Source organism: Paenibacillus sp. MAH-35 (genome assembly GCF_058135425.1).
Map to the genome: position 1 here is coordinate 193,816 of NZ_JBYUPU010000008.1, position 20,320 is coordinate 214,135.

The window sequence follows — 20,320 nt, forward strand, 5'->3', positions numbered from 1 at the left end:
GCGAGGCTATGATCATTTAATGGATAAATCCTTCTCCGGCGCTTTGGCTTCCGTGATGCGACATGCATATTCCCATGTTGATCATCGGCTCCACGCTGCTCGGATCGGCCATATAGGCCAGTTTGAAGAAATGCTGGGCTTGCTCGATATTGGCGTTTTTGGCATGAATGCATCCCATCGCGTTATACGAGACGGCCTTCATCTGGTCGTGCTCCGTCAGCGAGGTAATAAACCGGAAATGCCGGTACGCTTCGGCGTCGTTTCCTTTGCGCATATGGCCCATAGCCAAGTACAGCCGGCCCAGAATAAACTCGGGGTGTCCTTGGACAACCGACTCGAATTCGCGAACCGCGTTGTCGTACATAAGCAGTTGAAAATAACCCTGGCCTCGCTTGAACGCTTCGGAGGCATCGCTGCCTTCCGGCAAGGCTGGAGAAGCGCCGCTGCTCCCCGCAACGGCCCAACCGGACGATTTCGGCAATGTTTCCAGAAAACGAGCCATCTTCTCCTCGAATTGCAGCCATTCCTCGATAAAGGAATCACTCATCGCTTTTAATACGTCCAGCTTGTTGTGAAGATCCTGCTTTCCCTTGGCGTCGGCAGTCGGGAAATGTTTTATCACGTCGTCTAACGCGTCGTGCATCGAGGCAAACAACTGTTTCAACATGATCTGATCCCACCTTGGCTGAGAAATCGTGCTGCCCGTGCTTAAAGAGGTTGTTCAAAAAGTCCACTTTTGATCACGAAGCAAATCAGGAAGCCTGCTCGACATCGAATATGGAATTCAGCCGGAACTTCCGGTGCTCACGTAAGCTTGCACTTAAAGGATTGTGGAATGTGTTTCGACATTCAGTGTATCGACGACCTTGTTGTCTTCTCCCATAATGGCAATTTTCGGCTTATGAGCTTTCGCTTGTTCGCCCGTCATCAGCGCGTAAGAAATAATAATGACTGTATCGCCCGGATGAACGAGACGAGCCGCTGCACCGTTCAAACAGATGACTCCGGAACCCCGGGGGCCGGGGATGACATACGTTTCAAGGCGGGCTCCGTTGTTATTATCTACAACCTGCACTTTTTCATTAGGTAAAAGTTCGACCAAATCCATCAGATCTTCGTCAATCGTAATGCTGCCAATATAGTTTAAATTTGCTTCCGTAATCGTCGCGCGGTGAATTTTCGATTTCATCATCGTTAAGAACATGCCGGTTCCCCTCCTCAAGAGAAAAAAATGCGATTGTCGATCAGGCGGGTTTTACCGAATTTGACGGCGAGCGCCACCAGAATCGGGTGTTCTCCGTTAAATGGCTGTGCGCCGGTTACCGGCTCAAGTCCCGGATAGGTTAAAATCGTAACGTAGTCGATAACGGCCAAAGGCGCGGACTCGATCATACGTCGAATGTTCAGCTCCAGCTTTCCTACCGTCATGTCCGGCTCCGCCATCCACGACTCGGCTTGGCTAAGCGACTTGGACAAGACGAGCGCCTGCTTGCGCTCTTCTTCGTTTAAGTACACGTTGCGGGAACTCATCGCCAGTCCGTCAGGCTCCCTTAACGTCTCGCAGCGGACGATCTGCACCGGAATGTTCAGATCGCGGGTAAATTGCTCGATCACGGCGACCTGCTGGGCATCCTTCATGCCGAAATAAGCGCGGTCCGGCTGCACGATGTTGAACAGCTTGGTTACCACCGTCGCCACGCCGTCAAAATGGCCCGGGCGCGACGCGCCGCACAGCGTATCCGTCAATTCCTTGACGACTACCGTCGTCTTCGTCGGAGCCGGGTACATTTCCGTTACGCTGGGCAAAAACACATAATCCGCTCCCGCTTCCTCCGCAAGCGACAGGTCCCGTTCGTTGTCGCGCGGGTACTTGTCGAAATCTTCGGTTGGCCCGAACTGAAGCGGGTTCACGAAAATGCTGACGACGACGATGTCGCACTCCCGGCGAGCCTGACGAATCAAGCTCATATGGCCTTCGTGCATATAGCCGAGGGTCGGCATAAAGCCGACCCGTACTTCGCCCTCCGCATTTGCTTTATTGCGTCTGGCTGCCTTCAGCTTCGAACGCAGCTCTTCGATCCGGACAATGGCTTCCATGTATGATGATTGCTCCTCTCCCGGCTGCCCTCAGTCGTTGTCGGACGATTTGCCGCCGTACAGATGTCCCGCAAGCTCCAGATCCGCGTGAAACGAATGCTCCTGGGCCGGAAAGCTGCGGCTTTTGACCTCTTGGACATACTGGGCGATCCCGTTACGAATAGCGTCTCCAATATTCGCGTACGCTTTAACGAATTTTTTAGGAAATACCGGCGACGCATATTGCAGCAGATCGTGGAACACGAGCACCTGCCCGTCGCAATGAACGCCCGCTCCGATGCCGATCGTCGGGATCGACACCGCCTTCGTAATCTCCTCCGCGATCTCGTCCGTGACCAGCTCGACGACGATGGCGAACGCTCCGGCCTGCTCGAGCGCCTTGGCGTCGTCCATCAGTTTGCGGGCCGAAACGCCGGTTTTCCCTTGAATCTTATAACCGCCGATCTGATACACCGACTGCGGAGTGAGGCCGATATGGCCCATAACGGGTACCCCTGCCTTCACTACCGCGTCGACGGTATGGGCGATCTCCGTTCCGCCCTCCATCTTGACCGCCTTGCATAATCCTTCTCGCATCAGCCGCCCGACGTTGTGAAACGACTGATCGATCGACCCGTGATATGTCATAAACGGCATATCGCTTACGACAAACGGAGCCGAGACCGCGCGAGTCACCATCTTCGTATGATAAATCATCTCGTCCAGCGTAACCGGCAGCGTCGATTCCTGGCCTTGCACGACATTGCCGAGCGAATCACCCACCAGTATGACGTCCACGCCCGCTTCCTCGGCCAGTTTGGCCGACGTGTAGTCATAGGCGGTGACCATCGAGATCGGCACGCCGTCCGTCTTCATCTTTCTCATTCGGGTCGTACTCATTTTTTTCGGTTCCATCCGAACACCCGCTTTCGATTTGGTTAGCTCGTGAACCGGTCCGGAACGCACAAAAGCCTTTTAGCCGCTCGGCTAAAAGGCTTAGAAAACAACAGGAAACGAATCGTCAGATTTGTTTTCTGTCTCGGTCCCTTTTAGGCTCAGAGCAGAATTCCGCGACTTGCATGTCAAACTTGTTTTACTTGCGTGCAGGAGTGCAGTTCCACGTAGGATACCGCCTCTACGCAATATTATACCAGATCGTTCACGAAATCTACATGTTTTTAGCTAAATATCCGCGGAATACAGCTTGGTCACACTTCCGTCCGGATGCCGGACAATCAAGGCGCCCATCTCGTCGATCGATTCGGCGACACCCTCCACAACGCCTCTGGGGGTCCTCGCCGCGATCGGACGGCCGAGCGAATAGGCAGACGCTTCCCACGCAGTCCGGATCGGCTCGAAGCCTTCCGTGTCGCACAGATTGTACAACGCTTCGAACTGCTCCAGGAACGCGCATATCAGTTCGGAACGGCTCCATTCCCGGCCGCTGAGCATACGGAGCGACGTAGCAATGCCTCGGAGCTCTTCCGGGTAATCGTCCTCCTGCAGATTGACACTGATGCCCACTCCGGCGATCACGTGCCGCAGCCGCTCGTCCTCCGCATTCGACTCGAGCAGGATGCCGCTGATCTTCCTTCCGTCCACAAGCAAATCGTTCGGCCACTTGATCGCAACCGGCAAGGACGGCTCCAGCTTGCGAATCGTCCGGTTCAAAGCGACGGCGACCAGCAGCGTCAGTTGAGGGGTAAAATGAACCGGGATGTTCGGCCGCAGGACCAGACTCATCCAGACGCCTTTCCCTTTCGGCGAATGCCAGTTTTTCCCCATTCGGCCGCGCCCGGCCGTCTGAACTTCCGCGATCACAAGCGTTCCCTCCGGAGCGCCTTCTTCGGCCAGCCGGTGGGCAATCGTCTGCGTAGAGTCGACAGAATCGTACAGTTTGACCGATCGGCCCATAACCGCCGTCGACAGCTCGGCCAGAATGGCCGCTGCGCTCAGCTTGTCCGGCTTGCCCGTAAGCTTATAGCCTTTTCGCGAGACCGCGTCGAACGTATACCCTTGATCGCGCAGGCTGCGGATGTGTTTCCAGACGGCGGTTCGGGTGCAGCCGAGCAGTTCACTCAGCTGTTCGCCCGATACGTATTCGTTCGGGCGCTGCTCCAGATACGCCAATATTTTATGCTCCATTACATCGTTTCCCGCTTTACTCGATTTTTGGCTTCTTGAATTAAAATATCCCGTTCATTCCGTATTCGCAGCTTGGCCGTTTCCACCAGCAGTTCCTGAAGCAGCGCGCCCAGCCACGGACCGGCAGGTTTGTCCAGCTCGGCAGCCAGCTCCGTCCCGTTCACCGCAAGTTCCGTTACCCGATCGGCCGGTATCCGTTCGATCCACCCGGGACCGAGCTCGAGCAGCTGCCGCCAGTTCCGGCCGTCCAACGATTCCGTCTGCCAGGAAGCAAGCTCCAGCCACAGTGCGGCAACCGGCTTCCCGAACATTACGCAAGCGCCGGCCCACGTCTCGAAGCCCGCTTGCTCGTCTTCCATACGGAACTTGTCCAGATGCTGCCGCATCCATTCATCCATCTGCAGCAGCCGGACGATCGCAGCCGATTTTTTGCCGGAAAACTTGAGCCGTTTCATCGCTTCCCGAGCTTGTCCGGAGCTCATCTCCAGCAGCACGAATAAGGCCGTCCACCGAAGCTCGGCCCCTGTTACGCCTGTCAGCTTCACCGCTGCAGCCGGTTCCGGTACTTCGTCCCATTCGGCCAGCGGCCACTCTACAGGCTGCTTGAAATGACGGGTTAACCCGCTCTCGGCAAGCAGCTTCACCGCACGATCGGGCGACTGCCCTTCGATCATCTTGTCGAGCTCGGCGCCTACGCGCTCCATCGCCACATGGGCCAGCAGCGGCGCATGTCGGAGTAGCGCCTCCCATGTCGCCTCCTCCAGCGAGAACCCGTATTCGCAAGCGAAACGGATCGCCCGGAGCATGCGCAGCGCGTCCTCGTGAAACCGCTCCATCGGGTTGCCGACACATCTTATGACTCCCGCTTCCAGATCCGCAGAGCCCCTGAACGGATCGTACCGGGTGCCATGCGCATCCAGAGCCATCGCATTAATCGTAAAGTCCCGGCGGCGCAAATCTTCGTTCAGATCGGAGATAAACTCCACTTCCTTGGGCCGCCGGAACTGCTCGTATTCGGATTCTTTGCGGAACGTCGTCACTTCGAACGTGTGATGCTCCCGGATAACCGTAACGGTACCATGGGCAAGACCGGTCGGAGCGTGACGGGGAAACAGCCTCATCACCTCGTCCGGCAAAGCGGAGGTCGCGATATCGATATCTTTGAGCGGTCGTCCGAGCGCCTTGTCGCGTACGCAGCCGCCTACGAAATACGCCTCGTAACCCGCTTCGCCGAGCGTGCGGAGCACTTCTTTTCCTTCCGTCTCCATCCGTTCCGACATATCCGTAATGCCTCCGCATCCTTCAGCCGGTCAAGCCCGGCATATTTCGCTCAAATCGATGCTCGGCACTTCGCGCCCCAGCACCCGGTAATAAATCTGCTCGTATTGCGCCGTGATCAAATCGTTGCAGAACGTAAAATGCGCCCGATCGAGACAGGCTTTCGACATCGCCTCATAAAGCTGAGGGTCCGACAGGAGCCGGATCACGTGTTCGGCCATCTGAGCCGTATCGCCGATCGGCGCCAGGTACCCGGTCTCCCCGTGCGTGATCAGCTCCGGGATGCCGCCTGCGTTCGAACCGACCGTCGGAACACCGCAAGCCATCGCCTCCAGCGCCACGAGCCCGAAGCTTTCCTTCTCCGAAGGAAGCAGCATCACGTCGGCCAGCGAGATCACCTGCGCGACATCGTCCTGCTTCCCGGCGAATATGACGCGGTCGGTCAGGCCGAGCTCTTTCACCTTGCAGATCGTCTTCGACAGCTCGGGTCCTTCTCCGACGAACAGCAGTCTCGACGGGACCCTTTCGTTCACTTTGGCGAACACGTCCACCACATCGCCGATCCGCTTGACGGGACGGAAGTTCGATATGTGCAGCAGCAGCTTCTCGTCCGGTTTGGCGAAGTCGCGGCGCAGCGTAGCGACATCTCTTGGGTAATATACCCTTTTATCCACAAAATTGTAGGCAAGGTCAATCGGCTTCTCGATATGCAGCAGATCGCGGGTCTCGCGGATCAAATCTTTCGAGACCGCCGTAACCGCGTCGCTCCGCTCGATCGCCAGCCTAATCAGGTCGCTGAGCGATTCGTCCTGGCCAAGCACGGTGATATCGGTACCATGCAGCGTTGTGATGATTTTCAGATCCGAGCCGACCATCTCTTTGGCCAAAAAGGCACAGACCGCATGGGGAACCGCGTAATGGACGTGCAAAATATCCAGCTGCTCCATCTTGGCTACCTGGGCCATCTTGCTTGCCAGCGATAAATCGTATGGCGGGTATTTGAACACGTAGTAGTCGTTAACTTCGACTTCGTGATAAAAAATATTTTTATGAAACTTGCCCAGGCGGAAAGGGATGCTGTGCGTAATGAAATGAACCTCGTGGCCCTTTTCCGCGAGCAGCTTTCCAAGCTCTGTCGCCACGACGCCGGAACCTCCGAGCGACGGATAACACGTAATGCCGATCTTCAGTCGATCGTTTTCCATAGACATCCCCCTCCCCGCGAATCATACGTATACAGGTATTATATTCGATCATCCGTTAAAATAAGTCAACAAGTACCGGAAGCTTGGATACGAACCCTTCGGCATAAGGGATCATCCTTTGTTGGCCGAGCAGCCGGTCTCTCGCTTCGACCCGCTCCAGATACCCCTGGTTCAGCGGAGTCGGCACATAGTGATTGCCGGCCGCCGCCGGATCGAACTGGCTCGCATAAGCGCTCAACGCAGCTTTTTTGGCTTCGTATACGCCGCTTACGTCGACCACGATATCGGCTTCGTGCACGTCATTAATGAAATAAAAGTACGTCTGCTGCACCGACACAGCCTCCGAGTCGGGCATATACCGGCGGAGCTTCGCGTTAAATACCGCTTCCTGAACGAGATGGCTGCAGGCGATATGATCGGGATGCCTGTCCTGCCAATAAGGAGCGAACACGATCCGCGGCCGGAACTTGCGGATTTCCTGCGTAATGGCATCGACATAATCCTTCGTCATATACAAGCCGCGGTCAGGCAGCCCCAGATTCGTACGCCCCGCCAGCTTCAGGATCGCTCCCGCCTGCTCGGCTTCCCGGCGCCTTAACTCCACCGTTCCGTTCGAGGACATCTCCGCCGCCGTCAAGTCGCATATAACGACTTTATGGCCGGCCGCCGTATGTTTGGCGATCGTACCCGCCATGCCGATCTCGGCGTCGTCGGGATGCGCTCCGAATATGAGAATATCGGTTTCATATGACATTTACATCAACCCCGGTTTATATTTATCCACCAGATCCCGCCAGCCGAACTCCCCGCGGTCAAGCGAACGGACAAGCAGCTCCGCCGTAGCGATATTCGTCGCCACCGGTATGCCCTGTACGTCGCACAAGCGAAGCAGCGCGATGATGTCCGGCTCGTGCGGCTGCGCCATAAGCGGGTCGCGCAGGAAGATGACGAGATCCATCTCGTCTTGCGCTACTTTAGCGCCGATCTGCTGATCGCCGCCTAGCGGCCCAGACATGTAGCGGTGTACTTGCAGGTCCGTATTCTCCATAATGCGGGTGCCGGTCGTGCCGGTCGCATACAACGTATGATGCTTGAACACTTCCTCATAGGCGATAACGAAATTGACCATTTCTTCTTTTTTGCGGTCGTGGGCGATTAGTGCGATCTCCATCGGGTTTCCCTCCACTATAGCTGTTGCGTACTGGGACCTCAGCCGGCTTGCCGGCATCAGCCTCCATTTCCGCTAACCAATTTCTGTTCAGTCGATAAAATGCTCGAACCCGTATACGATTCCGGACAGCTCCATCGCTTTTTTAACGGCGATGTTCACACCCGGCATATATCCTTCCCGATCGTACGAATCGTGACGGATTTTGAGCGTTTGCCCATAGCCGCCGAAGATAACTTCCTGCTGCGCGAATACGCCCGGGAGACGAACGCTATGTATGCGGAATCCGTTGTACAAGCCTCCCCGCGCGCCGTCGATCGTTTCTTCCTCGTTCGGATTGCCTTGGCGGAATTCCTGGCGATTCAACGCGATCATCTCCGCCGTCTTGATTGACGTGCCGGAAGGCGCGTCCAGCTTCTGGTCGCCATGATACTCGATAATCTCGACATGCGGCATATATTTGGCGGCTTGAGCGGCGAACTTCATCATCAGAATCGCGCCGATCGAGAAATTCGGAGCGATGATCCCGCCGATTCCGTTATTTTTGCACAGCTTGTCCAATTCCTCGATATCCGCCGGCTTCAATCCGGTAGTTCCGATTACCGGACGCACGCCTTGCCGGATCGCGATGCGGCTGTTGGCCATAACGGAGTGAGGGGTTGTGAAATCAACCATCACATGTGCGTCCGCACCGGACAGGGCTGCCTCCAGATCCGTTCTGACCAACACGCCGCAAGCTTCCTTCCCGACGAGCAGACCGGCGTCGACTCCTTCGTTGGAACGGCTTATAGCCGCCACCAGCTTAAGGTTCGGATCGGTGAGCACCATCTTTACTACTTCTTTACCCATTCTTCCGTTTGCACCGGCTACTGCTACATGAATGATTGAACTCATCGTCAAATCTCCCTTATCGTTTGCTGCGTCTGCAAATACATTTTCAGTTGCTGCCGGTATTCCTCGGCAAGCCGCTTGGCGTCCGGATGCTCGGGGTCCAATCGTAACGTCTCGTTCGCCATCTGAACGGCCTTGCCGTATTCCTGCAAAGCCGCATAAGCGGCGGAAAGCATCATATGCGCTTCGACGGACAGCGGATCTAGCTCAATGGCGCGCGTCAAGAGAGGTACGGCCAAATAAGTCCGGTCAGTCCCGTCCAATACCTTCTGTGCATCCTGCATGAGCAGTTTAGCCTGCAGCGTATCCAGATGATAGCTGTATACGTCGCTCCCCGGCTCCAACTGCTTGGCCCGCAACGCATGCTCGATCGCTTTGCCGAGCCGGTTGCTCCTCGCAAATGTAACCGACAGCTTATAATGATAATCCGCATTGTCCGGTTCTTCGCGGATTGCCTGCTCAAACCATTCGATCGCCCGCTCGAAATCGGCTTCCAATATCGAAGCGTATGCCTTCTTAATCGGATTGTCGCCGTCCATCGCGTTCCTCCTGATCCATATACGACCGCGCTTGTGCGCCCCGTATGTATGGTTCCGGGGGAGTGCCGCATCCGCCCCTAACCGATAGGTGTGCGAACAGCGGGGAGTTCCTCCGCCCGACTCGATGGTACAGCATATGACGGCTACTCTTGTTCGGTGTTCTTTTTGGTCCAGCGGTCCGCATCGCGCGTACGGAATTTGTTCAACACTTCGTCGTGGGCCTTCGTCAGATCGATCCCCAGCGAATTGGCGAAGCAAATCGTTATAAATAAAATATCGCCAAGCTCCAGCTCGATCGAATTGTCAGCTTCGTCCGGTTTTTTCGGCTTAGGGCCGAATTGATGATTGACCTCTCTGGCCAGCTCCCCGACTTCTTCGGACATCCGGGCCAGCATAGCGAGCGGACTGAAGTAACCTTCCTTGAATTGGGATATGTATGCGTCCACTTCCCGTTGTATCTCTTTTAGCGATTTCTCCGACATAGAGCCCTCCTTCTCACAAATCCGCCAGTCGCAGCGACCGGAACGATTACCGATCCGATCTTGCGTTCTATTTTACATGTTAACGCAAAAGGCAGGCCGAAAACAAATCCTTTTTTTCTTCACCCGTCTTCGGAGAATGCTGCCCGCGGCTCCCAACTTGGGGTATACTATTCATTATCTTTACACGTACATCTTATAGTGCGAGTTCAAAAAGTCCGGTTTTCAGCACCGAGAAGATGGGATAAAGCATAGAAGGGAAAAACGTCGGGAGGGATTCCATGAACAAGTATGGCAAAGAGCTTCTGCGGTCCTGGCTGCCGATAACACTCGGAACGGCTATTTACGCATTCGGACTCCATTATTTTATTATCCCGAACGAGCTGATGGAAGGCGGATTGACGGGTATTGCCCTGCTGTTCAACTATTCGCTCGACTTCCCGGTATCCGTCACTACGCTCGTTCTGAATGCCCCGTTATTTTTTCTCGGCTGGAAAACGATCGGCAAAACCGCGATGATCCATACTGTTTTCGGCACGCTGATGCTTGCCTTTTTCCTCCGCTTGATGGAGATTGCGATCCATCGCAACTGGGTCGTCCCGTTTCAGGCAGATAACGACTTTTTTCTCGCCACACTGTACGCCGGCGTTACGCTCGGGAGCGGGCTCGGCATCGTCTTCCGCTTTGGAGGCACCACAGGAGGAACCGACATCGTAGCCCGGCTGCTCAATAAAACGAAAGGTTGGAGCATGGGGCAAATCATTCTCGTAATCGATGTGCTCGTCATCGGCAGCTCGCTCTTGTACATACCGAAGGAAAAAGTGCTTTATACGCTGGTAGCCGTCTTCGTCGCCTCCAAAACGATCGATTTCATTACCGAAGGCTCGTATGCGGCCATCGCCTTCACCATCATGTCCGACAAAGGAGAGGAGCTGGCCCAGGTGATCACCCGCGAGATGGACCGCGGTGTCACGCTGTTTCTGGCCAAGGGCGCGTATTCGCAAGCGGACAAAAAAGTCGTGTACAGCGTTGTTTCCCGTCAGGAAACGCGAAAGCTGAGAATGATCGTCAAAGAGGTCGATCCGCACGCCTTCATCATCATGTCCGACGTTCACGATGTGCTTGGCGAAGGCTTTCGCGGAAATTGACGGCCCTGTCATCGGCAAAAAGACACGAAGGGAAGGCTTGTCCCTGCGTGTCTTTCCGCTTCTATTCGTCTTAATAGCGGTTCTCGAACTTAAATATTCGCCAAGCTGCAAACGCCAGCACCGCGATGATAACCGAGCCGATCGCCATCACCGACGGGAGCAGTACCGGACTGTCGTCTACAGGAATAAACGCCGCCTTTTCCTGCCGGCCGAACAAAGCGTCAAGCGTCAGATGAAACTGGTCGATGCCGCCGCCTGCCAGCTTCGTATCCAGCTCCGGCTTCGACAGCTGACTGCGCAGAAAGGCGAACAGCGAATCCACCTTCTCGACCTCAAACGGCTGCCGGCTGATCAGCAGCGACGGACGGATGATTTCGTACCGTTCGTGCAGCTGATCGAGCTTGGCGGACGCCTCCTGCTTGTCCTTTTTCTGAACGGCCGCTTCCAGCTGACGAGCCGTTTCCTTCATCGATTTATAATATTGAAGCCACATTGGCTGATTGGCATGGGTGAGCGCGTCGGTCGCAAGCCGGATCTTCGCAGCGGCTCCCTTCACTTCTTCCTCAGAGACGTTTACCGCCTGGAAAGACCGCTTGGCTTGTACGATCGCATTCGATAATGCTCCGACCCCTTCCACCGACGTAATCCCGTCGAACCGGATTTGCGTCAACTTATTCCCGACCTCATCCAGCTTGTCCCGCGCTTTATCGATGTTGCCGTCCATGACGAACCGGTACATTTCGTCCGCCGTATCATTTAGCCGCTCCACCTGCCGCAATTGTTCCGCCGTGGCCGTCTGGCCCGGACCGGCCGATTTCTCTTTCCCGCAGCCCGTGAGCAATGCGATCCCCAGGAGCGGGATGAGAATAACGGCCCCTATTCGTTTCTTTCCGAAAACGAACATCGGACATCCCCCCTCGACATCATCTTATGGGGGAATGTCCTCTTTTAGACCAATAGATTACGAGCGACACGATCAAGAAACTGGCTGCGGTCAGCATCCACGTGAACAGTTCAATCGCCCCCAGGTCATCGAGCAAAATATCGCGCAACCACGGGTAAATGAGCTCGTTATAGTCAAGAAAATCGTTAAAGAACAGCAAACCTAACGAAATAACAAGATGAGCCGGACGGACACGGAAACGTCCGATAAATAACAACGCTTCGACCGCCATGCCCAGGTGGGAAGCGATCAGCATCCATTCTTCCCATACGAGCGGCTCGCCCTGATAAGCGACGGCCGCGTTCATCGCAACCGCCCATACGCCGTATTTCACGGAAGAGATCGCGCCAAGCGTGGCAATCAGCCCTGCAATATAAGAAGAGGCGGATTTGGGCGCGAACAATAAAATACCAAGCGACACCGTAAACCATAAGCTTGCCGTCGGACTGTCCGGAACGAACAAGACGAGCCACGGGGGCATAGTCGTAACCGTCTCGACGATCTGATCCCAGTACCAGATGTACCCATATATCGTTCCGAGCACGTTAACTAGAAACACAATCAGCAGAAACGGCCGATAATTCAGCAAAATCCGGTAAAACCAATGCCAAGCGGACAAGGTGCTCCTCCTTTCCCCAGCGGCTGGGGATGAAGCTTAGACGTTCGAGTCGGATGCCGGCTCTCGTATAGTAGCCGTATTTTTTAGCAAAAAGCCTGACCGGCACGATGACGGTCAGGCTTTTCGCGGCTGTAACGTTTGTTACTGTTTTTTCTGTTGGGCAAGCCAGTTAGCCAGCGTATCGATATCGGCTGCGGACAAGCCCGCTTTGATGTTGGCATCGTATACAGGAGGCATGCCTGGTGACTTCCCGTTTTTGATAATATCCAAAATCTGATTCTTATCATATTTGTCGCCGATACCGCGAAGAGCAGGCATTCCGCTCTTCCCTTTCAGGTCGGCTGCGTGACAATTCAGGCAAGTCGCTTTTTGGTAGATCGCATAACCCGGATCGTCCTGAGCGACGATCTGCGCGCCTGCGGCCGGTTTTTTCGCTCCGCCGGTTTCGCCGCCGCCCCCGGCTTTTTTTGCCTCTTCCATTTCCTGGTGGCGTTTAATATGCTCGGGGATGATGTTTTTGTCCGTCAATTCTTTTTGATAGTGCGTCCAGGAGACGACTGTCAAGTGAACGACTGCAAGCAGCGACAGGATCATCAGGCTGGCAGCGATCGGACGTCTGTAAAATCTTCTTTCCTTGCCTGTGTCGAGAAACGGCGCAAGCATCAAGCCGCCGAATGCAAGACCCGGAATCGCCAGCGATCCAAGGAAAATTTTGAAATCGTTACCCGAAACGTACGGATATTTCAGCAATTGGTACATAAAGAGGAAGTACCAGTCCGGCATCGGAATAAAGCTCGTATTCAGCGGGTCCGCCGGATACCCGAGCGGTGCAGGTTCCTGCATAACGAGAACGAGAACGCCTACGAGTACGACCGCGCCTACCATCCATTCCTTCAACAGAAAGTTAGGGATGAACGCTTCCGACTTTCCAGGATAGGCCGAATAATCGCGGGGAAGCATCGGATCTCTTTTGCGTACGCGGGAATCCCCGACGTAGACCACTTTTTCGTTTGAATCATGACCGTGTGCCACGCATATGTCCTCCCTTCGATTATAGCGGTCCGGAAATGCCCTGCTTGCGGATCATGAAGAAGTGTCCGGCCAGCAGTGCGAGCAGCGCTCCCGGCAAGAAGAATACATGCAGCGCAAAGAAACGGGTCAAAGTCTGGGCGCCGACAATTTCTCCGCCGTTCACCAGGCGTTGGATGTAATCGCCGATTACAGGCACGGAACCCGCAATGTTAAGCGTAACCTTCGTTGCATAGTAAGCTTTGTTATCCCAAGGAAGCAGATAGCCGGTAAGGCCGAGCCCCAGCATAACGAAGAAAATAAGCATTCCGACAACCCAGTTCATCTCGCGGGGAGCTTTGTACGACCCCGTAAAAAATACGCGAAGGGTATGTAAGAACATCATCACGATTACCAAGCTGGCACCCCAATGGTGCATGCCCCGTACGATTACGCCGAATGCTACTTTGTGCTGCAAGTAATCGACGCTCAGGTAAGCGTTATTGATATCCGGAACGTAATACATCGTCAGGAACATCCCCGACAAAATCTGAATGACTACGAGGAAGAACGTCAGTCCGCCGAAGCAATACACGAAAGCAGAAAAGTGATGCGCCGGGTTAACGTGCTCCGGAACCTCGTGATCCGCAACGTCTCTCCATAAAGGGGTAATATCGAGACGTTCGTCAATCCAGTTATACATACTCTTAAACATGTGATCGAAGCGCCTCCTTATTTCGTAACTTGCTGGTTCGGCAGCACTTTGCCGAGATACACAAAACCGTTCTCGATTTTAATGTCGTACTCGTCGAGCGGAGCCGGTGCTACCGCCAGATGTTTGCCGCTCTTGGTGTAATGCGCTTCGTGGCACGGACAGAAAAACTCGTTCGGGAACCGCGGATCGGAGTTCCAGTTAACCGTACACCCCAAATGTTTACAAACCGGCGACAAAGCGTAAACTTGCCCTTTGTCATTTTTCATGATCCAAGCTTCAAGCTCGATTTCGCTTTCCACCCAGCCGTCCACTTGATGAACCTGGAACTTGAACGACTTTGGTTCAGCAGTAATTTTGCTTTCTTCCACAACCTTAACAAAGGTTCCTTCTCCGCTCGATTGCAGAACCGGGTCGACGGCAAAACGGATCATCGGAATCGTCATGCCAGCTGCCATGAAAGCGCCTGTTCCACCGAGGGTATACGATAGAAACTGACGGCGGGACATTTCGCGCCGTGTGACCGGTTTGCCGGAAGAGTGCTTGTTGTGAGCGTCATGCATTCGTCTTCTACCCCCTTTTTACGCCATTTATCGCACGTCGTATTACGACATTCATTGCACAACACACTAGGACATACTAATAATAGCCTAGGTCCCTTAGGGCGTCAAGAACGGACAAAGTGCAAAACGGAACCGTTTCGAAACGTTAAAGGCAACATTTAACGAAATTGTCACATCTTCGCCTTACCTATATCGTTCGCAATTTATGATCCAATCATACGTTCCCGGCACCCGATTCTTCACTTGCCTCCTGTTCCGATTCGGTATTTTTCGTCCCGCTCTGCCACATCGCCTGGACTTCGCGGTTGACCCGGTCGCGGAATTCGGGGCTGCTCTGCACTTGGCCGTCCTGTGATTCCGGGCACAGCAGCAGATCCGCATGCCGGATGGCGGCCGCTCCCACAGAAGGATGACCCGATATGACGATCACGTAGCGGAAGCCGGCTCCCTTCAGTTTGGCGACTACTTCGCTCACCGCTTCGGCAGCGGCTGGCCCGCCGAAATAATGAAAGGCCGGGTAAGTGACGACCCGCCCCTTATACGGCACCTCTACGCAGTCCATCACATCACGCAAATATTCGAGCTCCTGCGTCGCCTCCCAAGGCTGCTCCAGACCGGTCAGCCCGGTTACGGGCAGCAGGCACGTGTCCAGATACGGCTTTAAACCGGCCCAGGACGACTTTTCGATATCGCTGAACTTCAAAGCTTGTCCACTCCCTTGATCTTTCTTCTGTCCGGACGCATCAAGCGCCTTCTCTAATTTAGCACAATCGGAGCGGCAGCGCGATAACAGATCCCTTTATTCGTCTATATAAATTGAAATAAAAAAAGCTTCTCAACGAAGCCTTTGCCACGATGAATGACCCTGTGTAAGAGGCAGCTATTATTGATATAGAAACAGAATTTCTTTTTTAAAGCAACGCTTTGAAGCTTTATTACTTTAGCAAACTAAAATTTTCTGGCGATAAAAAAAGACGGTTGAACATAAGTCCACCGTCTGTCTGGCCGGGTCATTCTGCCGGGTTCCGTCACGAACGAAGCTCCTTCAACTGCTGGGTGAGCGTAATAAACGTTTTCTCGTCCCCCCTCGCGAGCGCGTCGTCGATATCCCGGTATAGCCTTTGTTTTTTTTGTTTGACGATTGCTTCATCGAGCACCATTTCGGCGAAAAGCCCAAGCATTGCTGCATAACCGGAAACGTCCATTTTCTCCAAAGGGCAACCCTCCCTAAAGGAAAGCGGGCATTGCAGGAAACGGAAGTTTCAGTCCGGCTGCAAGAATCAGGTGCCGCTCTTAAACTCCATCCCTTTTTGCACGTAGCTTTCCATCGTTCGTTTCATGCGCTGCAAATCTTCTTCCGTCAACTCCCGCACCACTTTGGCAGGCGAACCTAGCGATAGTGTATAAGAGGGGATTTTCTTGTTCTCCGTAACGAGCGACCCCGCCCCTATTAAAGCATATTCACCGATCTCCGCTCCGTTTAGTACGATAGCCCCCATTCCGATTAATGTGCCGCTGCCTATCGTGCATCCGTGAATGATTGCTCCGTGGCCTACCGACACTTCATCGCCTACCAGAAGCGGCTGGCCGGTATTCACATGCCCGATGCAACCGTCCTGAATGTTCGTTCTCCGGCCGATCCGGATCGGGGCCAGATCACCTCTCAATACGGCGTTGTACCAGATGGAAGCTTGCTCTCCGATCGCAACGTCTCCGATCAGCTGCACGCCCGGGGCCAGAAATACGGTCGGGTCCGCTTGCGGATATCGTTCCTTATAAGGGTGCATCATGTTCATCGCTCCGTTCCTGTCGTCTATATGGAAATGGAGCGATTGTATCAATGCAGCGTCATGTTGTCAAATTCGACAGGGATCGTCTCCTCATCCGAAACGTATGTTCCCGATATCAGGCTTTGTCCAAGTCTCGTGACGGCGATCGTTTTGCCTTCCTGCTCGTCCTCGCCGATCCGGATTACTCCCAGATGCATCAGCATCTGCAGGATGCGCTGGTCGTAGATCGCCTCCGGCGAATCGTAGTAAAACGGCCGGATCAGTTTGCACAAGACGGAGCCGAGCGAAGAGGCGCTGACCCAATCATCCGCCAGCTTGCCGATCCAGTAGACGAGCGACTGCAGGTTCGGAATCGGCCCCTTGTACAGCTTGAGCCAAAACCGGTATACCTCGGACAAATCCTCGCGCCGCCCTTCCAGAACGGACAGTTTGGCTTTATCGGTCAATTCCAGCCTTCCGGGCTGCTCCGACAAGAGATCCTGATAGTAGCAGTAATCGTAGATCAGTGAAAACCGGCTGGGCAAATCGCGGAATTTTCGGCCATAGCCGAATCTCCATCCCCCTCTCGTCACTGGCTCCTCCTTCACGGCCATCCGGTCCAGCAGCTGATGCAGATTGCGCTTGTAGATGGAACCGTCTCCGGTAAGGACGACTTCCTCGTGATACGTATAATGAAGAAAGTGTGCGATATCGTCTACGATCAGCTTATGTTCGTCCCGATAAACGGAAGGCTCGTCGGCATAGTTCAGATTTTGGCCGAACGACAGCGCCATCGTATCCGTGAATCGCCTTTTCAGATCAACCGGCAGTTGAAACAAATATTTCGTAGATTGCGAGTAGCCGTTAAACAGCCAGCCTCTGTGCTTGAATTGGGCTATCATCTCCCGCGGATTGCGGCCATCGCCGGGGCTGTCGTAATTCGACTGCTGGGCGCGGGCCATCAGCTCCTCCAGACTGAACAGCTCTCTCTTCTCGAATACGAGAGAATTGAGGAACCGGATATCTTCCGTCGACAAAGTGCTTACTTGCCGCTCAAACACGTCTCTCCGGCTCACTCTCGACAAGATCGACTGAATCAGATCGTTTTTGGAGTGACCGTTGCATTCGCATTCGTACGTGCTGGCGATGTTGCTGAGCTGCTGGATATCGGCATAGCAAAGCATGTCGGCCAAATTCATAGCGTACCTCCGTAAATCGGGAAAACGCAGACGGCTTCGAGCTCCGGCCGCGCGACTCCGGTTTACTAACCAGTATCGCTGTTTTTACGAAAAATAAACGTTTTCAGGCAATTTTCGCCAATACAAGCTTCGGATGGGGAAGCAGGAACTCTTTCGATGCCGCCAGGGCTCATAAGAAAAGTCAAAGAGAGAAGAAAAGGAGGAAACGCGGGTAACATCCGGCCGTTCAACTGCATCTTGCAATTGAGAGGCCTTTCGTTTGGAGGTATAAGCAGAATAGACGAGGGTTCATTCCGGCAAATGTGAGGTGCAGTTAAACAAAGGGCAAGTCCAGCCGGATTCGGCTTTCTCGAGGACACTGATCGATGTATTCCGCAACGAGCCTTCCGGCATATGCGTCAGCAGCCCTTCTATGAGCACGGCAATAAATGCGCCGTGAGAGACGATCAGAATCCGTTTGCCGGCATATTCGGACTCCAGCTCCGCCAGGCAGGCGCTGCCTCTGGCGAATAAAGCCTCGTTCGATTCCACCCCGTGCTCCAGCTGCTTCCAGCCCTCCCCCCAGCAGGCGATCCGCTCTTCCAGGGTAGTGCCGTCCAGCCGGCCGTGAGTCCGTTCGCGGAGACGGGCTTCCAGCCGTACCGGACCCGCTCCCGTCATGGCCGCTATAATGCCGGCCGTCTCCGAAGCGCGCAGAAGATCGCTGCTGACGATCAGATCCCATCGTTCGTCGCGAAGCCTCTCTCCCAGAAGGCGCGCTTGAAGCCTTCCCGCTTCGTTTAGCGGAATGTTGTTCTGTCCTTGGAGCCGGCCTTCCAAGTTCCAGTCCGTCGTACCGTGTCTGATGAATCCGAACGTAGTCAATGCGGTAACCTCCGATGTTCGCAAGCAAATCGAAAGACCTCCGTGAAGAGGTCCGGATTTGGCTGTTTATGCTTTTGTCCGGGAGAGCCAATTCATGATGAGAATAGTCCCGGTAAGTCCTAGAAACGAGATGACGATCATGTAGTCCGGTACCGAGCGGATGGGGCCGACCGATATCATATACGGATCTTTAAGACTGGCCGTCATCGTGGATACGGGCATCGTCGATTTCACTTTGCCGCCAACCGTCTGTACGTCAGTCGTCACGCTCGCTACCGGCTTGAGGCCGTACTTGGGAGTCGTGTCCTCCTCGGTCGTCAGGGCAAACAGAAATCCGAACACGAACAGGGTCATGCAGAACGCTACGACAAACGATAAATTACGTCTCATCTTATAGGAAAACGAGTACATCCGCTGGGGAACGGGAATTCTCCACGACTCGTCGGAATAGATTCGTTTCATGACCTGGTTCGAAATCGGCTCGTACATGAGCGGCTTCTCCGGACTTTCCGCCGTATCGCGGATCAGTTCGGCGCTTTCCGCCCATATAGCAAACTCCTCCCGGCAAGACTCGCAACCGGCGATATGTTCGTCGACGGCCCGGCGCCGTTCGTCACCTTCCGGCATATCCCAGTAGCCGCCCAGCCATTGTTGTACATCTTGGCATTTCATCGCTGATTCATCCCTTCGTACTCTTTAAAGATCGGCTCCATATAAGGCTCGAGCTGTATCTTGACGCTCGCTCTCGCCCGGAACAGAAGCGACTTCACCGAGCTGACGGTTTGGCCTAATATATTGGCGATTTCCTGATAATCCATCTGGTCGTATTCCCGGAGAATCAGCGCAGACCGCTGCTTCTCGGGCAAATTGTTGATCGCTTCCCTAACCATCGACACTTTCTCGTTGCGCAAAACGGTTTGCTCCGGCGTATGCTCCGTCGACGTAAACGTCATGGCGGAGTTCCCTTCCAGAGAAACGCTGATGCCTTTATTTTTGCGCATCTCGCTTAGGACAGTATTGCGCGCGATCGTATAAAGCCATGTTTTGAACGAGGCTTCCACCTCGCGGAACGAATGCAGGCTGCGGTACGCTTTATAAAACGTCTCGGAACACAAGTCTTCGGCGATCGCTTCCATTTTGGCGCTTTTCAGCAGATGGAAGATGAACGACAAAATTTTGCGCTCGTAACGCCGCATCAATTCCTCATAGTATTGCACGTTCCCGTCCTTGATTTCCCGAATCAGCTGGGAATCGGTCATTACAAGCGCCCCTCCTTGCTTTCCGAGCGACGCTTCCATTCGATAGTCTACTTAGTTTTACTATGACGGAAGCGAAAAGTTGCGCATCGGTTCGTAAAAAATTTATTCCATTATCGGAAATGAAAAATAAAACCTAAGAAGATTATACCATAGGTGGCAGACCTGCTGCTCCCGAATCGCTGTTTGCATCCCTCAGCAATCGTTGGATAATAACATTTCTTCTAATACTAGGAAAATTCCTTCTTGATTCGACAAGAATTTATCCATTTACACAAAAAAAAAGACCACCGAAACTCGGTGGTTGCACATAGTGCGATATTTTCGGATAGGAGTGGAGAGAAACCATACTGTACTTTTATTATATGTATACGTTTTCATTTTGTCAACGGTTTTTTTGAAAACGGTTTCTCTTTATTTAGTTTTCAAGACGAAGCAATTCTTACCATTAGACGAAA

The 20,320-nt window shown here is 53.9% G+C and carries 25 protein-coding genes; 1 reads left to right on the forward strand and 24 read right to left on the reverse strand.

Annotated features, from left to right (window positions below):
• Positions 1 to 16 precede the first annotated feature (16 nt).
• From AC3Y2E_RS11365 to AC3Y2E_RS11420, 12 genes are all read right to left on the reverse strand, one after another.
• The gene (locus AC3Y2E_RS11365) at positions 17 to 667 is read right to left on the reverse strand and encodes a tetratricopeptide repeat protein (protein ID WP_379210216.1); all 651 of its coding nucleotides are present in this window, start codon (positions 665 to 667) and stop codon (positions 17 to 19) included.
• Positions 668 to 820: 153 nt separating this feature from the next.
• Complete coding sequence (panD, locus tag AC3Y2E_RS11370) at positions 821 to 1,204, reverse strand: aspartate 1-decarboxylase (protein WP_379210218.1); 384 nt, start codon at positions 1,202 to 1,204, stop codon at positions 821 to 823.
• 14 nt (positions 1,205 to 1,218) lie between these two features.
• The gene (gene panC, locus AC3Y2E_RS11375) at positions 1,219 to 2,097 is read right to left on the reverse strand and encodes a pantoate--beta-alanine ligase (RefSeq protein ID WP_379210220.1); all 879 of its coding nucleotides are present in this window, start codon (positions 2,095 to 2,097) and stop codon (positions 1,219 to 1,221) included.
• A gap of 30 nt (positions 2,098 to 2,127) precedes the next feature.
• Positions 2,128 to 2,991, reverse strand: coding sequence for a 3-methyl-2-oxobutanoate hydroxymethyltransferase (panB, locus tag AC3Y2E_RS11380; protein WP_379210222.1), 864 nt, complete (start codon positions 2,989 to 2,991; stop codon positions 2,128 to 2,130).
• A gap of 267 nt (positions 2,992 to 3,258) precedes the next feature.
• Complete coding sequence (locus tag AC3Y2E_RS11385; RefSeq protein WP_379210224.1) at positions 3,259 to 4,221, reverse strand: biotin--[acetyl-CoA-carboxylase] ligase; 963 nt, start codon at positions 4,219 to 4,221, stop codon at positions 3,259 to 3,261.
• The gene (locus AC3Y2E_RS11390) at positions 4,221 to 5,501 is read right to left on the reverse strand and encodes a CCA tRNA nucleotidyltransferase (protein ID WP_379210226.1); all 1,281 of its coding nucleotides are present in this window, start codon (positions 5,499 to 5,501) and stop codon (positions 4,221 to 4,223) included. The genes AC3Y2E_RS11385 and AC3Y2E_RS11390 overlap by 1 nt, the downstream gene beginning before the upstream one ends.
• A gap of 30 nt (positions 5,502 to 5,531) precedes the next feature.
• Complete coding sequence (bshA, locus tag AC3Y2E_RS11395) at positions 5,532 to 6,704, reverse strand: N-acetyl-alpha-D-glucosaminyl L-malate synthase BshA (RefSeq protein ID WP_379210228.1); 1,173 nt, start codon at positions 6,702 to 6,704, stop codon at positions 5,532 to 5,534.
• A 55-nt stretch (positions 6,705 to 6,759) separates the two neighbouring features.
• Entirely contained in the window at positions 6,760 to 7,458 is a 699-nt protein-coding gene (gene bshB1, locus AC3Y2E_RS11400) for a bacillithiol biosynthesis deacetylase BshB1 (RefSeq protein ID WP_379210230.1), read from the reverse strand.
• A complete protein-coding gene (mgsA, locus tag AC3Y2E_RS11405) occupies positions 7,459 to 7,875 on the reverse strand; it encodes a methylglyoxal synthase (RefSeq protein ID WP_190925111.1) in 417 nt (138 codons plus the stop codon).
• A gap of 87 nt (positions 7,876 to 7,962) precedes the next feature.
• Positions 7,963 to 8,766: a 4-hydroxy-tetrahydrodipicolinate reductase gene (dapB, locus tag AC3Y2E_RS11410; RefSeq protein WP_379210233.1), complete on the reverse strand. Its 804-nt coding sequence runs from the start codon at positions 8,764 to 8,766 to the stop codon at positions 7,963 to 7,965.
• Between the two features lie 2 nt (positions 8,767 to 8,768).
• Positions 8,769 to 9,302, reverse strand: coding sequence for a tetratricopeptide repeat protein (locus AC3Y2E_RS11415; protein ID WP_379210235.1), 534 nt, complete (start codon positions 9,300 to 9,302; stop codon positions 8,769 to 8,771).
• Positions 9,303 to 9,445: 143 nt separating this feature from the next.
• Entirely contained in the window at positions 9,446 to 9,784 is a 339-nt protein-coding gene (locus tag AC3Y2E_RS11420) for a nucleotide pyrophosphohydrolase (protein ID WP_190925117.1), read from the reverse strand.
• A gap of 278 nt (positions 9,785 to 10,062) precedes the next feature.
• Between AC3Y2E_RS11420 and AC3Y2E_RS11425 the strand changes: the two genes are divergently transcribed.
• Positions 10,063 to 10,929 carry a YitT family protein gene (locus AC3Y2E_RS11425; RefSeq protein ID WP_379210238.1) on the forward strand — a complete coding sequence of 289 codons (867 nt, stop codon included), beginning with the start codon at positions 10,063 to 10,065 and terminating at the stop codon, positions 10,927 to 10,929.
• Positions 10,930 to 10,999: 70 nt separating this feature from the next.
• On the opposite strand, the gene AC3Y2E_RS11430 is transcribed toward AC3Y2E_RS11425, so the two are convergent.
• The 12 genes from AC3Y2E_RS11430 to AC3Y2E_RS11485 form a co-directional block, all read right to left on the reverse strand.
• Positions 11,000 to 11,833 (reverse strand): sporulation protein YpjB, encoded by an 834-nt coding sequence (locus AC3Y2E_RS11430; RefSeq protein ID WP_379210240.1) that lies wholly within the window; start codon positions 11,831 to 11,833, stop codon positions 11,000 to 11,002.
• Positions 11,834 to 11,852: 19 nt separating this feature from the next.
• On the reverse strand, positions 11,853 to 12,491 hold the full coding sequence (locus tag AC3Y2E_RS11435) for a DUF1405 domain-containing protein (protein ID WP_379210242.1): 639 nt from the start codon (positions 12,489 to 12,491) through the stop codon (positions 11,853 to 11,855).
• Positions 12,492 to 12,632: 141 nt separating this feature from the next.
• Complete coding sequence (locus AC3Y2E_RS11440; protein WP_190925125.1) at positions 12,633 to 13,523, reverse strand: c-type cytochrome; 891 nt, start codon at positions 13,521 to 13,523, stop codon at positions 12,633 to 12,635.
• A 19-nt stretch (positions 13,524 to 13,542) separates the two neighbouring features.
• On the reverse strand, positions 13,543 to 14,214 hold the full coding sequence (gene qcrB / locus AC3Y2E_RS11445) for a menaquinol-cytochrome c reductase cytochrome b subunit (protein WP_190925127.1): 672 nt from the start codon (positions 14,212 to 14,214) through the stop codon (positions 13,543 to 13,545).
• Positions 14,215 to 14,231: 17 nt separating this feature from the next.
• Positions 14,232 to 14,774 (reverse strand): Rieske (2Fe-2S) protein, encoded by a 543-nt coding sequence (locus tag AC3Y2E_RS11450; RefSeq protein WP_190925129.1) that lies wholly within the window; start codon positions 14,772 to 14,774, stop codon positions 14,232 to 14,234.
• 214 nt (positions 14,775 to 14,988) lie between these two features.
• Positions 14,989 to 15,477, reverse strand: coding sequence for a DUF2487 family protein (locus tag AC3Y2E_RS11455; RefSeq protein ID WP_379210246.1), 489 nt, complete (start codon positions 15,475 to 15,477; stop codon positions 14,989 to 14,991).
• A gap of 325 nt (positions 15,478 to 15,802) precedes the next feature.
• The gene (locus AC3Y2E_RS11460; protein WP_379210333.1) at positions 15,803 to 15,979 is read right to left on the reverse strand and encodes an IDEAL domain-containing protein; all 177 of its coding nucleotides are present in this window, start codon (positions 15,977 to 15,979) and stop codon (positions 15,803 to 15,805) included.
• A gap of 75 nt (positions 15,980 to 16,054) precedes the next feature.
• Positions 16,055 to 16,564, reverse strand: coding sequence for a gamma carbonic anhydrase family protein (locus AC3Y2E_RS11465; RefSeq protein ID WP_379210335.1), 510 nt, complete (start codon positions 16,562 to 16,564; stop codon positions 16,055 to 16,057).
• Between the two features lie 47 nt (positions 16,565 to 16,611).
• Positions 16,612 to 17,742: a hypothetical protein gene (locus AC3Y2E_RS11470; RefSeq protein ID WP_379210248.1), complete on the reverse strand. Its 1,131-nt coding sequence runs from the start codon at positions 17,740 to 17,742 to the stop codon at positions 16,612 to 16,614.
• A gap of 288 nt (positions 17,743 to 18,030) precedes the next feature.
• Complete coding sequence (locus tag AC3Y2E_RS11475) at positions 18,031 to 18,606, reverse strand: histidine phosphatase family protein (RefSeq protein WP_379210250.1); 576 nt, start codon at positions 18,604 to 18,606, stop codon at positions 18,031 to 18,033.
• Positions 18,607 to 18,672: 66 nt separating this feature from the next.
• Positions 18,673 to 19,278 carry an anti-sigma factor family protein gene (locus AC3Y2E_RS11480; protein ID WP_190925138.1) on the reverse strand — a complete coding sequence of 202 codons (606 nt, stop codon included), beginning with the start codon at positions 19,276 to 19,278 and terminating at the stop codon, positions 18,673 to 18,675.
• On the reverse strand, positions 19,275 to 19,865 hold the full coding sequence (locus AC3Y2E_RS11485; protein ID WP_190925140.1) for an RNA polymerase sigma factor: 591 nt from the start codon (positions 19,863 to 19,865) through the stop codon (positions 19,275 to 19,277). The genes AC3Y2E_RS11480 and AC3Y2E_RS11485 overlap by 4 nt, the downstream gene beginning before the upstream one ends.
• Positions 19,866 to 20,320: the final 455 nt, after the last annotated feature.